Here is a 19,022-nt window from a genome sequence, read left to right on the forward strand (position 1 = left end):
AATCGTAGGGTATTATAGGTTTTCATCTATTCATTTGCACCATGACAATATTTATATTTCTTGCCTGAACCGCACGGACATAGCTCATTACGAGATACCCTACCCCAACTAGTAGGATCGTCAGGGTTTCTATCTTTTGGATCAATGCGTGATACGACTGGTTTAAGGTCAGTCTCAATGCTACTTCCTGCGTTATATTTACTAAATGCCGGATCTTCCCGACTCTCACGCATATTTTTCTGAAGTTTTTTATACTCAAGCAAAACATCTTCTTTTTGAACATTTTTTAAGTCAATATGGAAATGGTATACGGTTTGAATAAATAATTCTTTTAAATTATTAAGCATCTGCTCGAATAAGTTAAATGCTTCTCTTTTATACTCACTAAGAGGGTCTTTTTGGCCATAAGCTCGAAGAGATATGCCTTGTCTTAAATGATCTAAGCTATATAAATGATCTTTCCAAACTTGATCAAGGGTAGTTAATAAAATATATTTCACGGCATTATGCATTAACTCGCTACTATAGGCTTCTTCTTTTGACTTATATATATCATGAGCCATTTGTATAACGATCTTCGTGATTTCTTCTTCCGTTACATCATTTTTACTTACTACATTATGATCAAATTTTATAGAAAAAACACGATGTAATTCTACGCTTAAATTCTCTATATCCCAATCTTCTCTATAAGAGCCTACCGGCATGAAAGTTAATACTATCTTTTGGGCGAGTTCCTCAGTAGTACTATTTAAGAAACCGTGACTATCTTTAGATTTAATAATTTCAGTACGTTGCTCGTATATTATCTTACGTTGGTCATTCATTACATCATCAAAACGTAATAAATTTTTACGCATTTCGTAGTTATGTCCTTCCACTTTTTGCTGCGCTTTCTCAAGTGAACGACTAATCATTGGATGGTGGATAGCCTCTCCGTCTTTCAATCCAAGTGTTCTAAGGACTCCTGATATACGATCTGATGCAAAAATACGCATTAAATCGTCATCAAGCGATAGGAAAAACTTAGTTTTACCAGGATCACCTTGTCTACCTGATCTTCCTCTTAGTTGATTATCTATCCTACGGCTTTCATGCCTTTCCGTACCTATCACAAATAAACCGCCTGCTTCAATAACCTGCTTCTTTTCTTCGGCAATTTGAGCTTTTATTTCAGCTATTTTAGCTTCATAATTATGTTCTTTATCCAGCTGTTCTATTAACATTTCAGGATTACCGCCAAGCATAATATCAGTACCCCGCCCTGCCATATTAGTTGCAATCGTTACTGCCTTAAACCTACCTGCTTGAGCAATAATAAAAGCTTCCTGCTCATGAAATTTGGCGTTTAATACTTTATGAGGGATTTTTTCTTTATTTAAAACGCTTGAAAGCTCTTCTGACTTTTCTATGCTTATCGTACCGACAAGTATAGGCTGTCCACGATCGTAACAATCCCTAATTAGCTTTAAGATAGCATCATATTTCTCTTTTTTACTACCGTAAATTTCGTCATCAAGATCAAGCCTTGTAACTTTATTATGGGTTGGGACTGCGACCACATCGAGATTATATATATCTTTTAGTTCCGGTGCTTCGGTCATAGCCGTACCGGTCATACCCGATAATTTAGGATAATTACGAAAATAATTTTGGAAAGTAATAGATGCTAAAGTTTGGTTCTCATTTTGAATTTTCACATTTTCTTTTGCTTCTAATGCTTGATGTAACCCTTCCGAATATCTACGCCCTTCCATTACACGACCGGTAAACTCATCAATAATCATTACTTTACCTTCACGCACCAAATAATCTACATTAACAGTAAACATATTATGAGCTCTTAAGGCTTGGTTAACATAATGTACTAAAGTTAAATTCTCAAAATCATATAAACTGGTATCTGGTTTTATAATACTTTCTTTACTTAAAAGCGATTCTATATGTGTAATGCCGGTTTCCGTTAAATTGATAGTTTTTAATTTTTCGTCTTTTTCAAAATCACTTGCATTAAGCAGACGTACTATTTTATCAATTTTACCGTATAATTCTGCATTATCATTAACCGGACCCGAGATAACGAGCGGAGTTCTTGCTTCATCTATCAAAATCGAATCAACCTCATCGATGATAGCAAAATTAAAAGGACGAAGTACCCGCTCCTGCAAGCTATACTTCATATTATCCCTTAAATAATCGAAACCGAGTTCATTATTTGTTGCATGAGTAATATCGGCGTTATAGGCGGCTCGTTTTACCTCATCAGGCATACCGCCAACAATACATCCAACCGATAAACCTAAAAAATTGTAAATTTTACCCATGGAAGCAGAATCACGGCGTGCTAGATAATCATTTACGGTTACAACATGTACACCTTTTCCAGTTAAAGCATTTAAGTAAGCAGGAAGCGTTGCAACTAAGGTCTTACCCTCACCGGTACGCATTTCGGTAATCATGCCTCGATGTAATATCAGGCCACCTATAAGCTGAACGTCAAAATGACGCATACCGCAAACTCTTTTAGCTGCTTCCCTAACTACCGCAAACGCCTCATATACTATATCATCTAAAGTAGCTCCGTTTTTAAGCTTTTCTTTAAACTCCACAGTTTTATTCTTCAACTCCTCATCTGATAATTTTTGTATAGCAGGTTCAAGCGAGTTAATTTTTGTAATTTCAGAAAATAGTTTTTTTACAGTACGATCATTTGCAGTACCGAAAAGTTTTTTTAAAATAGAAAGCATTAAAGTCCTTATGATATTTTTAGTATTTTAGTACTTAAATATAGGTATATTTTATAAAATTATCAAATGTTATAATTTTATTTAAATGAATAATTTTTTACTACAAATATTTGTAAATTATTATTAATAAATAAAATATTCTCAAATAGCTGTTGACGGTTATATATTATTTTTATAAAATTTAAGCTTATATTTAACACAATTATGAGTCATAAATGAAAAAATTATCTGTTATATTTTTATCAGTTAGCATGCTTTCCGGTATTGCTTTTGCTGATAAAGACAAGGTAGTTGCTACCTATAAAGGCGGTGAAGTAAAAGAATCGCAAATTATGAAAGAATTTAAGCCTCAGCTTAATCTTCAATCAGGTGAAACAATCAAAAATTTTGATGATTTTCCACCACAAGATCAGGAAAAATTAATAAAAATTTATGTTAATAATCTTTTGTTAAAAGAAGAAGTTGCTAAGTCAAATATTACTTCTTCTAAAGAATTCCAAGAAAAACTTGAAAATGCAAAAAATCAATTAGCTCAACAAGAATTACTAGCAAACTACATAAAATCTAACATTACAGATAAGATGTTTGATGACGAATATAATAAATATGTCGGTAATCTTAAAGGTAAAGAACAAATAAAAGTTGCTCATATTTTAGTTAAATCTCAAAAAGAAGCTAATGATATCAAAACCAAATTAAGCAAAGGCGGAAACTTTACTAAGCTTGCAGAAGAGTTATCTCTTGATAAAGCTTCAGCTTCAAACGGCGGCGTTATCGGTTACATTCTACTAAATCAACCTGGGCAGTTAGTACCGGAATTTGAAAAGAAAGCTTTTGCTTTAAAAGTAAATGAAGTTTCAACTCCTGTAAAAACCGATTTCGGTTGGCATATTATCAAAGTGCTTGAGAAAAAACCTGTGCCTATTCCAACAAAAGAAGAAGCAAAAGTAACTATTGATAATATATTAGCTGCAGAAGTACTAAAGAAATATATTGCTGATTTAGAAGCTAAAGCTAATTTAAAAATCATGTTACCTAAAGCAGACAGCAAAGCCGGATCGTAATTTATATTTTGTTATTGCGAGAGCGGGCATTCCCCGTATACTAAGTCGTCATTACGAGGAAAAACTGTAAGTTTTGACGAAGCAATCTCAGGAGTTTGTTATTACTGCATGAGATTGCCACGTCGCTTCGCGCCTCGCAATGACGGTTTGGGTATCCACACAACAATGCCTCCGCGGGAATGAAATAGGGTTCACACAGTAACACGCCTCTACCCAAGAATAACATTATAACTACTCTCAATCACTGCAAATGCTACACACACAGGATAATCATCAGCAAGAGAAAGGTGAATATTAAAAGGAGAGAGTGTGTTTGTATAGTTTGAGCTAACTTCTACTATAGGCTTACCTAAATCATTATTTAGTATAGTAATATCTTTAAAATTTATACCTTGACCTATACCGACTCCAAAGGCTTTACTCACAGCCTCTTTAGCAGCAAAACGCTTGGCTAAAAAAGCAGCATGGTTTATTTTTCCCAACAAAGCAAACTGTTTTAATTCCTTTGAAGTTAGAATTTTTTTAGCAAAAAGTTCTGGATATAAATGTAATATTTTTTCGATTCTAGGAATTTGTACTATATCAGTACCAACACCGATAAGCATTTACTTATCAGTTTCATAATCTTCGCCATTCTCATCAATAAAGATTTGATCATCTAAATCAGAATAATCTTCCCCGATATAAACTTCAGGTAAATACTCAAATTTTTCTTCTACAGCTTCTGATTCATCTTGATTAACAAGCGGCTCTATCATAGTTCTTGTACGCAGACTATTTATTAAATCTTGTTCTAACTGAGCTACCGATACTTTTCCGGCAGCAATTCTACGTAATGCGATAACAGGAGGCTTATCACGCTTTTCTTTTTTAATTTGATTAGTTTCTACTTTATAATTTAATAATTTAGCATATCTTGTTGCTAGGACAACAAGCCGAAACCTATCCGGTATAATTTTATTACAATCTTCTGCTGTAATTCTTGCCATAATTTTTCTCCGTTAAAAATAGTATACTACAAATAAATAGGAAACGACTATACGCAGATCAACTTCAAAAAGAGCAAGGAGTTCACAAGGCGAGGCACACAGCGTATACTTATTAATACGTGCGTACCGCAGCTCTTGTAGAACGACTTAGCCCATTTTTGAAGTTGATCGAATATATTATACCCTTTTTATATCTGCACCACAATTACTTAATTTTTTTTCTAAATCTTGGAAGCCACGATCTAAATGATATATTCGGTGTAATACGGTTTTGCTATTAGTACTAAGACCGGCGAGTATTAGCGATACCGAAGCTCTAAGATCACTTGCCATAACTTCTGCGCCTTTTAACATTTCTACACCTCGAACAACCGCCTTATTACCTCGTACTACTATATCTGCTCCCATTCTACATAATTCAGGGACATGCATGAAACGATTTTCAAAAATATTCTCGGTGATCATTGAAACACCGCTACTAAGCGTCATAAGGCTCATAAATTGTGCTTGCAAATCAGTAGCAAAGCCAGGATAGGGATTAGTTTCTAAATCAACTGAATTTAACTTCCCTTCATAAGTTACTTGAACTCCGTTATTGATCGGCACGACTTTTATACCCGTTTCGATAAGTTTTAAAGCTATATTTTCTACAATATGATAATCAATCCTACAAATTTTTACATCACCTTTAGTAATAGCTGCCGCAAACATATAAGTACCGGCTTCAATACGATCAGAAAGTACTTTATAGCTCGCTTTATTTAAAGAATCCTTGCCTTTAATTGTTATTTCGCTAGTGCCGATACCTGCAATATCAGCTCCCATTGTGATAAGACAATTACATAAATCAACTATTTCCGGCTCTCGACCACAATTAAAAAGCATAGTTTCCCCCTCTGCTAAAACAGCTGCAAGTATTGCATTAATCGTAGCACCTACGGAAACTTTATCAAAAACAAAATGAGTACCTTTTAAGCGTCCTTTACTTGAAGCGTTAATATAACCGTCTTCTATTTCAATCTCAGCTCCCATAGCTTTTAATACAGCAATATGCAAATCTACTTGCCTTGCTCCAATAGCACAACCACCCGGAAGCGATACTTTTGCTTTACCGTATTTGGTAAGCAAAGGACCAAGCACCCAAATCGATGCTCTCATTTTACGGACTATTTCATAATCTGCAGTAAAGTTATTTATATTTTTGGTATCAATTATAAGCTCAAATTCATCTTGATGTTCTATTATTTCAATATCTGCCCCGTGACTTCGGAGCAAATCTTTCATAGTACTAACATCCGTTAACTTTGGAACATTAGTAATATGCAGTTTATCGGTAAGAATAGACGCTGCCATAATAGGTAGCACGGCATTTTTAGCACCGCTAATATTAATAATACCTTTCAGAGGTGTACCACCGTGAATAATTAATTTGTGCATAAATTATTTTGATAAAATTGTAACGTCATTGCGAGGAGAAACTGATTAAATTGTCATACCGTGGTCAAGCCACGGTATGACAGCGATTATACTACACATCCAAATTCACGACATTCAACGCATTTGCCTGGATAAATAACCTGCGAGGTTCAACAACGTCACCCATTAAAGTAGAGAAAATGCCTTCTGCTTCATCAATTTCTGCAACTCTTACCTGAAGCAAAGTTCTTTTTGTAGGGTCAAGAGTAGTTTCCCATAGCTGGTCGGAATTCATCTCACCAAGCCCCTTAAAACGCTGAATATTTATACCTCTTTTTCCGCATTCTATAATGGTATTTAACAACTGACTCGGTGTTAAAATATCGAATTCCTGACTTTTCACTATAAGCTTTAATTGCTTACTAAATATATCAAAAATCGTTAAAGCAAACTTTGATATTTGTACAAACTCAAATGATTCTAACTGCTCTTTCAATAATATTTTACTTTCTTTTAAACCCCTACTAAAGCGGAAGAACTCTATTTTATTTTCATGTTTTAAAACTTCCCAATTAGTCTTATCAGGCGAATCTTCTAAGCTATTTAAAACATCTAAAGCTTTTTTAAGTCTTAAATCACTTTCAGGCTCAAATATTTTGTTATTAAGTAAGTCATTAATAGCAAGAATTTCGGTAATTGAGCGATTAAATTTTTTGCTAGCATGGTCAAGCAAGCCGTTAAACTTAACCACTTTATTAATTAGCTCTTCTAAATTATCACCCACTAACCGCTCTTTATCGTCTAGAATTAAGGTTGCATCATTAATAGTTGATTTGATCAAATAATCTTGCAGCGCTTGCTCATTCTTTAAATAAAACTCGGCTGCTCCTTTCTTTACTTTATAAAGCGGTGGCTGAGCTATATATAAATAGCCTTTATTTATTAGCTCAGGCATATGACGATAGAAAAACGTGAGTAATAAAGTTCTAATGTGCGAACCATCAACATCAGCATCGGTCATAATAATAACTTTATGGTATCTAAGCTTTTCTAAGGAAAATTCTCGTTCAACACTAATTCCAAGCGCTGTAATTAACGTACCGATTTGGTCCGAACCGAGCATTTTATCAAATCTTGCACGTTCAACGTTCAAAATTTTACCACGCAAAGGCAATATAGCCTGAATTTTGCTATCCCTACCCTGCTTTGCAGTACCGCCCGCAGAGTCCCCCTCAACAATAAACAATTCTGAAATAGCAGGATCTTTTGCATGGCAATCTGCAAGTTTACCTGGTAAATTCGAAACTTCTAAAGCTGATTTTCTTCGAGTGAGTTCCCTTGCTTTTCTAGCAGCTTCACGAGCATTCGCAGCTTCCATAATCTTAGCTATAATTGCCTTAGCTTCTGCTGGATGCTCTTCAAACCACTCAAGAACCTTTGTATAAACGGCATTCTCAACAACCGGTCGTACTTCGGAGCTTACTAGCTTATCTTTTGTTTGAGAAGAAAATTTAGGATCAGGCACTTTAACGGAAAGCACACAACATAGCCCTTCCCTAGTATCTTCACCGCTAAAGTAATTTTTAGCTTTTTTATTAAGACCCGTAGTATCAAGATACGAGGTAATAACACGTGTTATCGCTGATTTGAAAGCACTAAGATGAGTTCCGCCATCACGCTGCCTAATATTATTAGTAAAGCATAAAATATTTTCATGATAAGAATCGTTCCAATGCATCGCAAGCTCAAGGCTTATACCAGACTCAGCATTCTCCGTATTAACTACTATACATGGATGGATAGCGTGCTTCGCTCTGTCTATATATTTTACATAAGCTTCTATACCGCCCGTATAATAAAACTCTACTTCTTTCACTTCTTCAAAGCGATTATCGACGAGTAAAATCTTTACGCCTGAATTTAAAAAAGCAAGCTCACGAAGACGATGCTCTATAGTGCCAAAATCAAATTCTATATTAGTAAACGTTTCTACAGACGGAAAAAAAGTAACTTCCGTACCTTTTTTATCAATATTTTCTTTGACAACCGCAAGCGGAGCTTCCGTTATACCATTATTAAATCTCATCAAATATTCCTTATTATTACGCCAAATACGCAGCTCAAGCCATTCAGAAAGAGCATTTACAACCGATACACCAACACCGTGTAGACCGCCTGCAACCTTATAAGCGTTCTGGTCAAACTTACCGCCGGCGTGAAGTTGCGTCATAATAACTTCAGCTGCCGATATTCCTTCTTCTCCATGAATTTCAACGGGTATACCTCGCCCGTTATCGGATACGGTTACTGAACCGTTTTTATTTAATGTTACTCGTACTAGATCGCAATAACCAGCAAGCGACTCATCGATAGCGTTGTCGACTACTTCATAAATCATATGATGTAGACCCGACCCGTCTCCAACATCCCCGATATACATTCCCGGTCTTTTTCTTACGGCTTCAAGACCTTTTAAAACCTTTATGGAATCAGCACCGTATGATGATTCGTTAAATTTTTCTTCAATTTCCGACATATTATATATATTATATATTTGGCTCTATTACTTGTTGCTAGAAACAATAAAAATGACTATAACGTAACTTATTAAAATAGTAAAGTTTCTTGATTTAAAATTAGCGAGATAACAAAATAAAGATTGATAATTTAAAAAGTTTACGTCATTGCAAGAAAATTACGAAGTAATTGTACGTCCACAATCTCAGAATATTTGACGGGATTGCCACGCAGCCTACGGCTGCTCGCAATGACGATATCAATTGATTCTAGTCAATACCAAATTAGCGAGATAACAATGAATATATTAAAGTTAAAACATATTTTCGACGTAATTAATGATTATGACGTGTTTTTATTCGATCTTTGGGGGGTAATAATTGAAGGGGGGTGTACCTATCCGGGCGTCGTACAAAATATCAATAAGATTATTGAACGAAAAAAAGTATATTTTGTCACTAATGCTCCACGCAATATTTTTTCACTGCATCAAACAATTAAATCGTGGGGATTAAATGCAGAACCGGGAATGATCATTAGCTCAGGCAAAATAGCAGTAGAAATGATACTAGAAAGTAAAGAGCGATTCGGTATAGAAAAACCAGCAATATATCATTTAGGACATTTAGAAAATGATATAATAAACAGCATTCAATGTCCTATCACTGATGATATTAACAAAGCTAATATTTTCTTAATGACTATTTACAGAGACGAAAACGAAAATTTAGATTTAAACGAATTCAATGAATTATTTAAAATTGTTGTACAACGTAAAATGGTCAATATTTGTGCTAATCCTGACCTTGGAATAAATCAGCACGGTGTTTATAGATATTGTAGCGGCTATTATGCCGAAAAAATAAAGCAACTTGGCGGAAAAGTAATTTATAGTGGTAAGCCATACGAAGAAATATATAGCAAAATTTTAAAAGAATGTCATAATACCCCTAAGAATCGCATGTTAATGATTGGGGACACTGTTTACACCGATATACTTGCAGCAAATCGCCTTGGTATAGACTCTGCCCTAGTGTTAACCGGAAATTCTAGAGAATATCATATTGATTTTGATAATATTGATGAAAAACTAGATAGTTTAATGAAAGCTTCTGTTAAGCAATCGATTACACCTAGTTTTGTTGTTGATTTATCTTGAATAACTTTGCCGTCATTGCGAACGACTAAAGGTGTTGTCGCATGACTAGTTTATGTCATTCCCGTGGAAGTGGGAATGACATAGAAAGGTGGAAATAACATCAAAAGAATTCTATTGATATTTTACTCATAATCTGCTATAGAGTAAAACTTAAGCGGTCGTGGCGAAATTGGTAGACGCGCAGCATTGAGGGTGCTGTTCTGTAAAAAGATTGGAAGTTCAAGTCTTCTCGACCGCACCACTCGCCGGTTTTTCACAAAGTCAAATTTTTGTTTGTTTCGACACTTCAGATTTTATATTTACTCCTAAGTTCGTCTTGTTAGCAAATGTTTGTGCTAATTGTATACTCCTGATAAATGAAAAGGAGTTGAAATAAAAACTATTGCTTATTTGTACTCTGTGCTTTATATTGATTAGCACATTGTACACAATTCTGTGCCAAGCCTAGCTACCCAGCTTTAAATAATTATAATAAGTCTATAATAAACTATTAGGTCAATAGGCTATGCCTAATTTCAATATATTTAAAAGCATCTTACCAGATCATCACGATCAATTTGCTGAAATTTTTGATCAAATTAACGATCTGATCGAAGATCACAATTATGATGCTGCTGCAAGCAGGCTGGCCAAGCTTCATTATGCCGATTTAGCAGATTTCTTAGATAATCTTAACAATAAAACATATAAAATAATTATTCCTTTATTACAGGATGAAATTAAGCCTGAAACGTTAGTATCATTAAATGCTTATAGTAAACCTTTAATAATAGAAACTTTAGGCATAAAAAAATCTGCAGAATTAATCAATAAGCTAGTTATAGAAGATGCTATTGAAGTAGTAATCGATCTAGACGATGATATAAAAGACCTTATCCTAAGTAATCTCACTAAAGAAAAAAAACACCAAATTACCGTAGGTTGTACATATCCTGAAAATACGGTAGGTAGGGTAATTGAACGAGATTTTATTAATCTTCAAGAAGGATGGACGGTCGAGGAATCATTAAATTTTATCAAGAACGTAAAGAATGACTTTTATGCGGCAATCGTTACGGATAATAAATTACGCCCTATCGGTATTATTTCTCTTAGCATGCTAATTAAAGGCAAACAAAATGAATTGATAAAAGATTTGATGAACAAAGATTTTAAACTTGCAGATGCTTTTACCGACTTAAATGAACTAAGCTTCATTTTTAGACAATATGCTTTAACTATTGTACCGGTAGTAAATAAAAGCGGTAAGTTAGTAGGTAGCGTATCAATCGATAATATAATTTATATTATCGAAGAACAAGCCGGCAAAGATATATTATCATTAAGCGGGGTACACACTCAAGATACTTTCTTCAATGTATTTTATACCGTTAGACATCGTTTTCCTTGGCTCTTTGTTAATCTAATCACTGCCTGCATGACCTCACTTATCATTAACCATTTTAACGATACTATTGCAAAACTTGTAACGCTTGCAGCCACTATGCCTATTGTAGCTTCAATGGGCGGAAATGCCGGAACACAAGCCATGACCGTTACGGTTAGAGCCCTTGCTAATAAAGATATTCATTATAATAATGTCAATAAAGTTATATTAAAAGAAATAGCCGTATCGGCTTTTAACGGTTTTGTACTTGCAATTATCGGAGCAGGACTTAGCTTTGTGATGTTGCTTGACTTAAATCTTAGCGTTATTTTTGCTATTGCAGTTATTTTAAATTTTTTAGTAGCCGGATTATTCGGCTCTGCTATTCCTATAATACTGCATTATTTTGATATAGACCCCGCTACAGGCTCCGGTGTATTTCTAACAACCATAACCGATGCTCTAGGTTTCCTAACTTTCTTAAGCCTTGCTCATATTTTTTTAGTGTAAAATTTATTCAAATAAAAATACATACACATTGCAGCAAACAGTAGCTATCGCTCCAAGACATTTACATATACCACAACTTGTATCCTGATTTTCAAAGTCGGTAGTAATATTATTCTCATAAGATATATTATTATCTCTTTGTATATTCTGATGATTATTAATATTTGACTCTTTGAACAATAAATTTGCAACAGTTAGTATTAACTCACCCTGTGATGCAGTTAGATTAGTATTATTTAAGGAGCTAGCTTGTGCGTACTCTGTACTTCTAAACTATTACGGTTTGACATAGTTATATTTTGACTTTAGGATTAATGTTTAAAATAATATAACAATAATCTTTAGGTTCTGTGAAGGAAAATTAAATTATTTATATTTTCAGATATTTTTTAGCGAACATTAATAAGATTTTTGCAATAATAGTTGTTCCTATTTCAAAAAAATCTTATGATTTACAGCAAAAAATAGCAAAAATAGATTAATTTAATTTTCCTTCATAGAACCTAATCTGCAGCTATTTATTACTGCAATTTTTGGCATTTCCTTGAAACGGTTGATATTGTCATGAGCTAAGCAACTGCAAAGATCGTGGCAATGACGTAAACTTTTCAAATTATCAACTTTTTCTAGGCAATGCCTAATTTTTTAATTAATAGCCCACAAATTATAATGAAATAAGAAATAACTTTTATAGAAGATATAAGCTCTTGGAAAGAAAAGTTTGCAATTGGTGTTTATAGTAAAAAATTACTTGATAAACTCGAATATTTAAATACTAAAGTAGCAAATCCTATAGATATACTCGAAATCACAAAAGGTATCTACTATGCATGTAACACGGTTCTCAAATGCGTCAATCAGGCAATCCTTATTATTCGCACCCGATTGAGATAAAAATTATGCTTGCTGAATTTGTAGCTGAAGAAGCACCTAAGCTTTATAACATTATTATGCTGCAAGTGCAAGCCGCTTTACTTCATGATACTATTGAAGACACTGAATTAACTGCAGAAGCAATTACCGAAATTTTTGGACCGGAAGTAGCAAAACACGTAGAAGGTCTAACTAGAATTAAATCTTACGGGAAGATAAGTAGGGGAGAAAGCCTAAACTTATTAATTAAAGAGAAAAGATACAATACGGCATTAATAAAATTATTTGACCGAATTCATAACGTGCAAACTTTGGGAGTTAAATCACCTGAGAAAGCTAGAAAAATTATTGAAGCGACTTTAATAAATTTTCTTTTGGTCGCTGCTAATATAAATTATAAACTAGAACAAGAATTAAGTTATGCCTAAAAGTTGTTAATATTGAACTTGAAAGACACAAAGCTTTTTCTAATAATAACTCTCTGCTTCCTCCTCTAACTTTATAAAATGATTTACTCCAAATGTATAACCAATTAGAATTGGAATAATCAAGAATAATAATCCCCAGTGATTAAAATAATCTATCAAGTAAATTGTTCTAAAAGAAGAAACTGCAAACATTAAAGCTCGTGATAAAGCAAATATAAAACTGCCGCATGTAAAACGTTTTAATACTGGAAATCTTGCATAAAACACTGCACCTGCCGGAAAAATAGTAGGGGCAAATACTACAATAAATAATTGGAATAAAAGTAATTCTATAGTATTTGAAATATTATTTAGTAAGATAGGAGACATAAGGGCTACCATAGAAAATATTGTTAATCTTACTTTAAGGACTTTTAAAGGATGTATTTTACAAATTAATTCTGTACCACAAACAATAAAATTTTGATGAATTACTTGAGTAGCACTGTAATTAAATGAGTTTTTAGCATATTACCGCAATAAATATAAACAATATAAAACCATAACGGGACTCCACAATGTACCAAAAAGAAAGCTATTGCTGTTGGTTTATTAATTTTTTCACTCCAAATAGGGCTTGATTTTAGCCGATTACTATCTATCCCTGCTTGCGCTACAGTTTTCTTTATTCGTCTTTTTGCATCAATGAAATCTGAAGTCTCCCTAAGATTTGTCCTTACAACAGCACCAACTATAGCAATAGCTGCTCCAAACCAAAATGCAATACGTCAAATCAAGTCCAAAAGAAGTAACAAGTGTTCCTACCGCCAATGCTACACGGTTGCACCTAAAATTACAAAAACAACAAGCGAAGCCACCACCCAATAACGTTGAGGAATTTTTGTCATTTCGGTTAGATAAAGCTCGGCACCTACTACTTCCCCTATAAAGGACATCCCCTGAGCGATACGACACGCAGTTACTACAAAAGTCGCCGTAATACCAATTTCGGCATAAGTTTTTATAATTAGCCATTATAAGATAACAAAGCGACATTATTAAAAAAGTTGTAATAATGACCGTTGCCTTACGACCTATAGTATCTCCTATCCAACCGAATATTAAAGCACCGATAGGTCTAAATACATATGTTGCACAATATGCAATGGCAGAATATAGAGAAGCTGCTCGTGCATCGGCTTCAGGAAAAAATAGCTCGTTAAGTATTACCGCCATGTGTACATAGAGCGTGAGATCAAAATATTCAAGAAACGTACCTATCGATAGTAGCCCTATTTTTTCTTTTTGATTACGGGCTAAACTTTTTTGCTCTTTTGCGTAACTTCACATACTTTTTTACAGATTAGTTAAAATTAATAAAGAACTATACTGTTTTATATAAAAATAAAAGTCAAGTTAACAAAATTAGATTTTTTATAGCATTGCTAACTCAAGACAGGTGTCGTAATGAGCTGAGCGACTGAAAGGAGCGTATCAATCTAAAAAAATACTAATAAATTCTAGTTTACAGAGTTTTTAACTAGATTGCTTAGTCAATATACTTTGTAATTGCCTTGTAATGGCGTTAATTTATTAAATAATCTATCTTTATTTAGCAATGCCAATAAATTTCTAATTTAATACTTGCAATTTATCTTATAATTACTTATATTCAGATTCGCTTAGATTAAAAAGCACTAAAGCGTTTTATATGTAATTAATTTTGATCCCCTTAAACTTTTTACATTAAAACGCCGTTATTTTATTTAAGCGGGTGTAGCTCAGGGGTAGAGCGCCACCTTGCCAAGGTTGAAGTCGAGGGTTCGAATCCCTTCACCCGCTCCAGTGATTTTGTCCGTTTTATGTCATTCCCGCCTACGCAGGAATGATATAGAGCATGTTTTTCGAGCTAAGCAACAACGCCCTTTTGCAAATGACATCAGTAAGTTTATCATAAATTCAATCTTCCAAACCATATTTTTTCTTAATATCTTCTAATGAAATTACTTCTTCTCTTTATTTCTATACAAGACAAAGCAATTAATAAATCTGCTTTTTCTTCTATATAATTTTCTATTGCTTTACGTATAATATCTAGTTCATTAGAAATTCTAGTAGTTATAACTGTCATAAAAATAGCCATTTATCGGTTTTGTGATAACTTATATTAGTATAAAATACATTTAAATATATTTAATATTATTATTTTACCCTTGCATTAAAGCTATTAGGTAGCTATTTTTATTTTATTAAACTTAGTGCATAACCTATCTTATAAAGAGAAATTTTAAGGAAACACGGCACGCAGCACCGCAGCGTACAAAAAGGGACGTGAGATGCGAGTACCGGATTGATGTATACCGCAAATACTTCAAAAGTTGGAAGCCAAATAAGTGGTGAGCCTGCGGAGCGTAGAAAACTACATGAGCAAAGGCGAAGCCTAAAATTTGACGTACCAAAGCTTGAAGTATCAAAGGTATACAAATTACTTTTAGAAAGAGGTTATACAGGAAGACTATTGCAACAATTAGGAAATTACATATGTCAGCAAATACGCAAGATAATCAGGCAAATAATAACGACACTATAGAAATACAGGAAACTGAGGTAGTGCCTGCAGAAACAAATTCTTTACAATCGGGGTTAACAAGCTTAATACCGATGGTTTTAATTTTTGCTGTATTTTACTTCTTATTATTACGTCCACAAGAAACACGACGCAAAGAAAGAGAGAAATTAGTAAGTGAAGTTAAAAAAGGCGAAGAAGTTCTAACAAATAGCGGCATTTATGGTATTGTGACTAAAGTAAGTGAAAATGACAATAATATTGAAATCGAAATAGCTAAAGATGTACGTATTAAAGTTTTAAAAAGTGCTATTATCGATATAACTAGTCGTACAAAAGAAGTAGCAGTAAAAAAAGAAAACAAAAAAAATAAGAAGGTAAGCGGTGCAAAAGCTTCCTAAGTGGAAAATTTTTCTTTCAATTATATGTACGGTTTTTGCGGTTATTTGTGCCTTACCTAATTTCATGCAGGTAAACTCTAAGTTTCTACCTCATGATTCAGTAAATCTAGGACTTGATCTTAGAGGAGGAGCCCATTTATTACTCGATGTTGATTTTGACACCTACTTAAATGATTCAATGGAAAATCTTGCCGACACTTTACGCAAAAATTTTCGTGAGGATAAAATCGGCTATAAAAATCTGTTAGTTAGACAAAATAGCATTCAATTAGAAGTAAGATCGCCTGAGAAATTAAAGCCGTTAAAGAAAATAATTAATAAAATCGATCCAGAAATTATCGCTGAAGTAAATGAAAATAAAATAAAGCTTAGCTACAGCGAATCTAGATTAAATGACTTACTTAATAAGGTAGTAGACCAATCTATTGAGATCGTTCGCATGAGAGTTGATAGTACCGGCACTAAAGAGCCGACCCTACAGAAACAAGGCGATAAGCATATATTACTGCAAGTTCCCGGTGAAGAAAATCCCTCTTACCTGAAGAATATATTAGGAAAAACTGCAAAGCTAACTTTTCATTTAGTTGATGAAAATGCCAATATCGAAGAAGCGGTAAAAGGACATGTTCCAGTAGGTTCAATGCTAGTTAAGGGAGATAACGCAAGTCATGGGGAGTATTATGTCGTTATAAAGAAAAAAGTTGTTTTGGGTGGGGATCAGCTTACAACCGCTTCAGCTTCTTTTGACCAAAATTCGCAAGCGGTAGTTGCGTTTTCTTTCAACAATTTAGGTAGTAAAATATTTGGTGAAATAACTAAAAATAATATCGGTAAACGCCTTGCTATAGTTTTAGACAATAAATTACTAAGTGCTCCAACGATAAACGGAGCGATTATGGGCGGAAGCGGTATAATAACAGGAAATTTTACCGTTGAGTCGGCAAATGAGCTTGCACTATTATTGCGAGCCGGTTCGCTTCCTGCCCCACTTAAAATTATTGAAGAGAGAAGTATAGGTCCAAATTTGGGTGCTGATTCTATAGAGTCGGGCAAAAAGGCAGGACTTATAGGATTTATAGCAGTGTGTATATTTATGGTTTGGTCTTACGGTGTGCTTGGTTTATTTGCCAATATAGCCTTAAGCCTTGCATTGTTATATATTTTAGCTTTACTTTCACTTTTCCAAGCTACTTTAACTCTGCCGGGAATTGCAGGAATAATACTCACTATGGGTATGGCTGTTGATGCTAATGTATTGATTTACGAAAGAATTAAAGAGGAACTGCATAAAGGAGTGTCTACTCTTTATGCTATTAGAACCGGTTTTGAATCTGCGTTTGCCACTATCCTTGATGCTAACCTAACTACTTTAATCGTTGCTTTTTTACTTTATATATTTGGAGTAGGTGCAATAAAAGGTTTTGCCGTTGCATTAACGATCGGGATTATATCTTCAATGTTTTCGGCAATTATCATTACTAAATTGTTAATAGATATTTGGGTACAATATTTTAAACCTAAAAAATTAGGGCTTGTGTAAAAGAGTAGACTTTGTTGTATGGTATTTTTATGTCATTCCCACGAAAGCGGGAATCCAGTAACCTTTAATGTCATCCCGCAACTTGATTGCGGAATCTCAGAACACGGCCTATGATATAAGATACCGTAGTCAAGCCACGGTATGACATTTTCACTTTTCTCTAGATTCCTGCTTTCCCAGGAATGACATAAGAGCCATACAGCAGGACCAGCTAGGATGACAACGCAAAAATGGATAATATCTTATGAAAATACAGTCAAATGTTATAAAAATCATTATCGTAATTAGCTTATTAATAGGAGTAGGAGCATTATATTTGTTGTTATCTTTAAGAACGCCTGAAAAGCCACTTGCCGGTCAAGTGAATATCTATGAAGATAACGTAAAAATCGGCGGTGACTTTGAACTAATAGACCAAAATGGAGAGATATTTAATAGTGATAAGTTGAAAGGCAACTTAAGCCTCATTTACTTTGGATTTACTAGTTGTCCTGATATATGCCCAACCTCTCTAAATAAAATGACGGAGATTGTAGAAATTTTAAATAAACATAAAATAGATATTCTACCTGTTTTTATCACTATTGATCCAAAACGTGATACTCCTATAGCACTTAAAGAATATCTAAAACATTTTCATCCGAAATTTATAGGTCTTACCGGTAACGAGCAGCAAATAAAAGATGTAACTGATAAATTCAAGGTTTTCTATGCTCGTGTGCATGGTGATGATGACGACCCGAACTATATGCTTGATCATTCATCTTTTACATATTTAATCGATGCAAACGGAAAATATCTGAAACATTTCTATTTAGATTCTTCACCTAAGGAAATGATGGAATTTTTAAGAAATGAATAATTATATATCGGTAGCGTATTTATTTACCTTTTTAACCTTAGCGACATTGTTAATTGTAAGTTTTTTAAATTACAAGTCATTGAAAAATAAACAGAACTTTAATGCAAAAGAGAGTAAGAAATAGATTAATAACAATAATTATTTGTTTTTGCTCAGCATGTTTAGGAATTAGTATAATACTTTACAATTTAGAGAAAAATATAGTATTTTTTTTGCCGCCGTCAAAAATTAATGAAATAGAACAAGGCCAAGAGTTAAGAGTCGGTGGGCTTGTTAAAACAGACTCAATAAATAAAATTGCTGATGATAAGATAAGTTTTGTTATTACCGATAATATTAAGGATTGCGAGATATTATATCAAGGAGCCCTTCCGGCTCTATTTCGTAAAGGACAAGGAATTATTGCCATCGGGCAATTATCGAACGGGAAATTTATAGCAAGACAATTACTTGCAAAGCATGATGAGAATTACAGGCCTCCGCAATAACAACGTCATTGCGAAGAGCGAAGCGACGTGGCAATCTAGTAAAATAGGCCTGAGATTGCTTCGTCGAATTACGTTGTCATTCTCCTCGCAATAACAAAAAATAACTAAACCAAATAA

At 33.8% G+C, this 19,022-nt stretch carries 16 protein-coding genes, 2 tRNA genes and 3 pseudogenes; 11 read left to right on the top strand and 10 right to left on the bottom strand.

Annotation, left to right across the window (positions count from 1 at the left end; genetic code table 11):
• Window positions 1-26: 26 nt before the first annotated feature.
• Window positions 27-2,747, bottom strand: a complete 2,721-nt coding sequence (gene secA / locus RC_RS04380) for a preprotein translocase subunit SecA (protein WP_010977484.1) — start codon at window positions 2,745-2,747, stop codon at window positions 27-29.
• A 215-nt stretch (window positions 2,748-2,962) separates the two neighbouring features.
• Here secA and RC_RS04385 point away from each other — a divergent pair, with 215 nt between their 5' ends.
• Complete coding sequence (locus RC_RS04385) at window positions 2,963-3,811, top strand: foldase protein PrsA (RefSeq protein ID WP_010977485.1); 849 nt, start codon at window positions 2,963-2,965, stop codon at window positions 3,809-3,811.
• A gap of 209 nt (window positions 3,812-4,020) precedes the next feature.
• On the opposite strand, the gene acpS is transcribed toward RC_RS04385, so the two are convergent.
• The 4 genes from acpS to gyrB all read right to left on the bottom strand — a co-directional run bounded on the left by acpS (window position 4,021) and on the right by gyrB (window position 8,752).
• Window positions 4,021-4,416, bottom strand: coding sequence for a holo-ACP synthase (acpS, locus tag RC_RS04390; RefSeq protein WP_004998055.1), 396 nt, complete (start codon window positions 4,414-4,416; stop codon window positions 4,021-4,023).
• Window positions 4,417-4,800: a DNA-directed RNA polymerase subunit omega gene (rpoZ, locus tag RC_RS04395; RefSeq protein ID WP_010977486.1), complete on the bottom strand. Its 384-nt coding sequence runs from the start codon at window positions 4,798-4,800 to the stop codon at window positions 4,417-4,419.
• Between the two features lie 177 nt (window positions 4,801-4,977).
• Window positions 4,978-6,237: a UDP-N-acetylglucosamine 1-carboxyvinyltransferase gene (gene murA, locus RC_RS04400; protein ID WP_010977487.1), complete on the bottom strand. Its 1,260-nt coding sequence runs from the start codon at window positions 6,235-6,237 to the stop codon at window positions 4,978-4,980.
• Window positions 6,238-6,328: 91 nt separating this feature from the next.
• Window positions 6,329-8,752 (bottom strand): DNA topoisomerase (ATP-hydrolyzing) subunit B, encoded by a 2,424-nt coding sequence (gene gyrB / locus RC_RS04405; RefSeq protein ID WP_010977488.1) that lies wholly within the window; start codon window positions 8,750-8,752, stop codon window positions 6,329-6,331.
• Window positions 8,753-9,031: 279 nt separating this feature from the next.
• On the opposite strand from gyrB, the gene RC_RS04410 reads away from it, so the two are divergent.
• The 3 genes from RC_RS04410 (at window position 9,032) to mgtE (ending at window position 11,768) form a co-directional block, all read left to right on the top strand.
• On the top strand, window positions 9,032-9,892 hold the full coding sequence (locus tag RC_RS04410; protein WP_041471733.1) for a TIGR01459 family HAD-type hydrolase: 861 nt from the start codon (window positions 9,032-9,034) through the stop codon (window positions 9,890-9,892).
• Between the two features lie 154 nt (window positions 9,893-10,046).
• A tRNA-Leu gene (locus tag RC_RS04415) sits at window positions 10,047-10,133 on the top strand.
• Window positions 10,134-10,397: 264 nt separating this feature from the next.
• Window positions 10,398-11,768: a magnesium transporter gene (mgtE, locus tag RC_RS04420; RefSeq protein WP_010977490.1), complete on the top strand. Its 1,371-nt coding sequence runs from the start codon at window positions 10,398-10,400 to the stop codon at window positions 11,766-11,768.
• A 3-nt stretch (window positions 11,769-11,771) separates the two neighbouring features.
• Here the strand turns inward: mgtE and RC_RS10380 are convergent.
• Window positions 11,772-12,058 (bottom strand): annotated as a pseudogene (locus RC_RS10380) (hypothetical protein).
• 558 nt (window positions 12,059-12,616) lie between these two features.
• Between RC_RS10380 and RC_RS04425 the strand changes: the two are divergent.
• Window positions 12,617-13,069, top strand: a complete 453-nt coding sequence (locus RC_RS04425; RefSeq protein WP_010977492.1) for an HD domain-containing protein — start codon at window positions 12,617-12,619, stop codon at window positions 13,067-13,069.
• A 39-nt stretch (window positions 13,070-13,108) separates the two neighbouring features.
• Here the strand turns inward: RC_RS04425 and RC_RS10385 are convergent, their stop codons facing one another.
• The 3 genes and pseudogenes from RC_RS10385 to RC_RS10395 all read right to left on the bottom strand — a co-directional run.
• Complete coding sequence (locus RC_RS10385) at window positions 13,109-13,450, bottom strand: hypothetical protein (protein WP_010977493.1); 342 nt, start codon at window positions 13,448-13,450, stop codon at window positions 13,109-13,111.
• 431 nt (window positions 13,451-13,881) lie between these two features.
• Window positions 13,882-14,004: a hypothetical protein gene (locus tag RC_RS10390; RefSeq protein WP_014364865.1), complete on the bottom strand. Its 123-nt coding sequence runs from the start codon at window positions 14,002-14,004 to the stop codon at window positions 13,882-13,884.
• A 124-nt stretch (window positions 14,005-14,128) separates the two neighbouring features.
• Window positions 14,129-14,284 (bottom strand): annotated as a pseudogene (locus RC_RS10395) (proline/betaine transporter); the annotation flags it as partial.
• A gap of 534 nt (window positions 14,285-14,818) precedes the next feature.
• Here RC_RS10395 and RC_RS04445 point away from each other — a divergent pair.
• Window positions 14,819-14,893, top strand: a tRNA-Gly gene (locus RC_RS04445).
• 114 nt (window positions 14,894-15,007) lie between these two features.
• On the opposite strand, the pseudogene RC_RS04450 reads toward RC_RS04445, so the two are convergent.
• Window positions 15,008-15,191, bottom strand: a pseudogene (locus RC_RS04450) (antitoxin of toxin-antitoxin stability system).
• A 207-nt stretch (window positions 15,192-15,398) separates the two neighbouring features.
• Here RC_RS04450 and RC_RS07805 point away from each other — a divergent pair.
• The 5 genes from RC_RS07805 (at window position 15,399) to ccmE (ending at window position 18,905) form a co-directional block, all read left to right on the top strand.
• Entirely contained in the window at window positions 15,399-15,638 is a 240-nt protein-coding gene (locus tag RC_RS07805; protein ID WP_010977496.1) for a palindromic element RPE5 domain-containing protein, read from the top strand.
• Window positions 15,590-16,015, top strand: a complete 426-nt coding sequence (yajC, locus tag RC_RS04455; RefSeq protein WP_004998024.1) for a preprotein translocase subunit YajC — start codon at window positions 15,590-15,592, stop codon at window positions 16,013-16,015. The genes RC_RS07805 and yajC overlap by 49 nt, the downstream gene beginning before the upstream one ends.
• A complete protein-coding gene (secD, locus tag RC_RS04460; RefSeq protein WP_010977497.1) occupies window positions 15,999-17,555 on the top strand; it encodes a protein translocase subunit SecD in 1,557 nt (518 codons plus the stop codon). The genes yajC and secD overlap by 17 nt, the downstream gene beginning before the upstream one ends.
• Window positions 17,556-17,799: 244 nt before the next feature.
• On the top strand, window positions 17,800-18,417 hold the full coding sequence (locus RC_RS04465; protein ID WP_004998018.1) for an SCO family protein: 618 nt from the start codon (window positions 17,800-17,802) through the stop codon (window positions 18,415-18,417).
• A gap of 101 nt (window positions 18,418-18,518) precedes the next feature.
• Entirely contained in the window at window positions 18,519-18,905 is a 387-nt protein-coding gene (gene ccmE / locus RC_RS04470) for a cytochrome c maturation protein CcmE (RefSeq protein ID WP_010977498.1), read from the top strand.
• Window positions 18,906-19,022 lie beyond the last annotated feature (117 nt).

The sequence above is a fragment of the Rickettsia conorii str. Malish 7 genome (assembly GCF_000007025.1).
Taxonomy (GTDB): domain Bacteria; phylum Pseudomonadota; class Alphaproteobacteria; order Rickettsiales; family Rickettsiaceae; genus Rickettsia; species Rickettsia rickettsii.

Bases quoted from the DNA above. Each gene is read 5' to 3' on its own strand.
- secA (WP_010977484.1), bottom strand. From the start codon at position 2,747: ATGCTTTCTATTTTAAAAAAACTTTTCGGTACTGCAAATGATCGTACT.
- RC_RS04385 (WP_010977485.1), top strand. From the start codon at position 2,963: ATGAAAAAATTATCTGTTATATTTTTATCAGTTAGCATGCTTTCCGGT.
- acpS (WP_004998055.1), bottom strand. From the start codon at position 4,416: ATGCTTATCGGTGTTGGTACTGATATAGTACAAATTCCTAGAATCGAA.
- rpoZ (WP_010977486.1), bottom strand. From the start codon at position 4,800: ATGGCAAGAATTACAGCAGAAGATTGTAATAAAATTATACCGGATAGG.
- murA (WP_010977487.1), bottom strand. From the start codon at position 6,237: ATGCACAAATTAATTATTCACGGTGGTACACCTCTGAAAGGTATTATT.
- gyrB (WP_010977488.1), bottom strand. From the start codon at position 8,752: ATGTCGGAAATTGAAGAAAAATTTAACGAATCATCATACGGTGCTGAT.
- RC_RS04410 (WP_041471733.1), top strand. From the start codon at position 9,032: ATGAATATATTAAAGTTAAAACATATTTTCGACGTAATTAATGATTAT.
- mgtE (WP_010977490.1), top strand. From the start codon at position 10,398: ATGCCTAATTTCAATATATTTAAAAGCATCTTACCAGATCATCACGAT.
- RC_RS04425 (WP_010977492.1), top strand. From the start codon at position 12,617: ATGCGTCAATCAGGCAATCCTTATTATTCGCACCCGATTGAGATAAAA.
- RC_RS10385 (WP_010977493.1), bottom strand. From the start codon at position 13,450: ATGGTAGCCCTTATGTCTCCTATCTTACTAAATAATATTTCAAATACT.
- RC_RS10390 (WP_014364865.1), bottom strand. From the start codon at position 14,004: ATGTCCTTTATAGGGGAAGTAGTAGGTGCCGAGCTTTATCTAACCGAA.
- yajC (WP_004998024.1), top strand. From the start codon at position 15,590: ATGTCAGCAAATACGCAAGATAATCAGGCAAATAATAACGACACTATA.
- RC_RS04465 (WP_004998018.1), top strand. From the start codon at position 17,800: ATGAAAATACAGTCAAATGTTATAAAAATCATTATCGTAATTAGCTTA.
- ccmE (WP_010977498.1), top strand. From the start codon at position 18,519: ATGCAAAAGAGAGTAAGAAATAGATTAATAACAATAATTATTTGTTTT.